Origin of the sequence: Streptomyces sp. NPDC051218 (assembly GCF_044455475.1) — a bacterium.
In the GTDB taxonomy this organism is placed as follows: Bacteria; Actinomycetota; Actinomycetes; order Streptomycetales; family Streptomycetaceae; genus Streptomyces.
In genome coordinates this window covers 1-1865 of the sequence record NZ_JBITEU010000043.1, presented here as the reverse complement: position 1 = coordinate 1865, position 1865 = coordinate 1, and the positions used below count along the sequence as shown (strand labels likewise).

The 1865-nt window shown below is 56.2% G+C and carries 1 rRNA gene; it reads right to left on the bottom strand.

The annotated features are described in order from the left end of the window. Window positions 1-22 precede the first annotated feature (22 nt). A 23S ribosomal RNA gene (locus ACIBCK_RS39165) occupies window positions 23-1865 on the bottom strand; the annotation flags it as partial.

Here is a 1865-nt window from a genome sequence, read left to right as displayed (position 1 = left end):
AACACAGTGGACGCGAGCAACTGAGGACAAGCCCTCGGCCTATTAGTACCAGTCACCTCCACCCGTTACCGGGCTTCCAGATCTGGCCTATCAACCCAGTCGTCTACTGGGAGCCTTAACCCCTCAAAGGGGGTGGGAATACTCATCTCGAAGCAGGCTTCCCGCTTAGATGCTTTCAGCGGTTATCCTTTCCGAACGTAGCCAACCAGCCATGCCCTTGGCAGGACAACTGGCACACCAGAGGTTCGTCCGTCCCGGTCCTCTCGTACTAGGGACAGCCCTTCTCAATATTCCTACGCGCACAGCGGATAGGGACCGAACTGTCTCACGACGTTCTAAACCCAGCTCGCGTACCGCTTTAATGGGCGAACAGCCCAACCCTTGGGACCGACTCCAGCCCCAGGATGCGACGAGCCGACATCGAGGTGCCAAACCATCCCGTCGATATGGACTCTTGGGGAAGATCAGCCTGTTATCCCCGGGGTACCTTTTATCCGTTGAGCGACGGCGCTTCCACAAGCCACCGCCGGATCACTAGTCCCGACTTTCGTCCCTGCTCGACCCGTCGGTCTCACAGTCAAGCTCCCTTGTGCACTTACACTCAACACCTGATTACCAACCAGGCTGAGGGAACCTTTGGGCGCCTCCGTTACTCTTTGGGAGGCAACCGCCCCAGTTAAACTACCCATCAGACACTGTCCCTGATCCGGATCACGGACCCAGGTTAGACATCCAGCACGACCAGAGTGGTATTTCAACGTTGACTCCACGAACACTGGCGTGCCCGCTTCAAAGTCTCCCACCTATCCTACACAAGCCGAACCGAACACCAATATCAAACTGTAGTAAAGGTCCCGGGGTCTTTCCGTCCTGCTGCGCGAAACGAGCATCTTTACTCGTAGTGCAATTTCACCGGGCCTATGGTTGAGACAGTCGAGAAGTCGTTACGCCATTCGTGCAGGTCGGAACTTACCCGACAAGGAATTTCGCTACCTTAGGATGGTTATAGTTACCACCGCCGTTTACTGGCGCTTAAGTTCTCAGCTTCGCCAACCCGAAAGTTGACTAACCGGTCCCCTTAACGTTCCAGCACCGGGCAGGCGTCAGTCCGTATACATCGCCTTACGGCTTCGCACGGACCTGTGTTTTTAGTAAACAGTCGCTTCTCGCTGGTCTCTGCGGCCACCCCCAGCTCATGGAGTAAATCCAATCACCAGTGATGGCCCCCCTTCTCCCGAAGTTACGGGGGCATTTTGCCGAGTTCCTTAACCATAGTTCACCCGAACGCCTCGGTATTCTCTACCTGACCACCTGAGTCGGTTTAGGGTACGGGCCGCCATGAAACTCGCTAGAGGCTTTTCTCGACAGCATAGGATCATCCACTTCACCACAATCGGCTCGGCATCAGGTCTCAGGCACATGTGTGACGGATTTACCTATCACACGCCCTACACCCTTACCCCGGGACTACCATCGCCCGGGCTGGACTACCTTCCTGCGTCACCCCATCACTCACCTACTACAAGTCTGGTTCGTCGGCTCCACCACTTCCCTTTGCCCGAAGGCTCCAGGACGGCTTCACGGACTTAGCATCGCCTGATTCAATGTTTGACGCTTCACAGCGGGTACCGGAATATCAACCGGTTATCCATCGACTACGCCTGTCGGCCTCGCCTTAGGTCCCGACTTACCCTGGGCAGATCAGCTTGACCCAGGAACCCTTAGTCAATCGGCGCACACGTTTCTCACGTATGTATCGCTACTCATGCCTGCATTCTCACTCGTGAACCGTCCACCACTAGCTTCCGCTGCAGCTTCACCCGGCACACGACGCTCCCCTACCCATCCCAGCAGGCGTTGGCCCT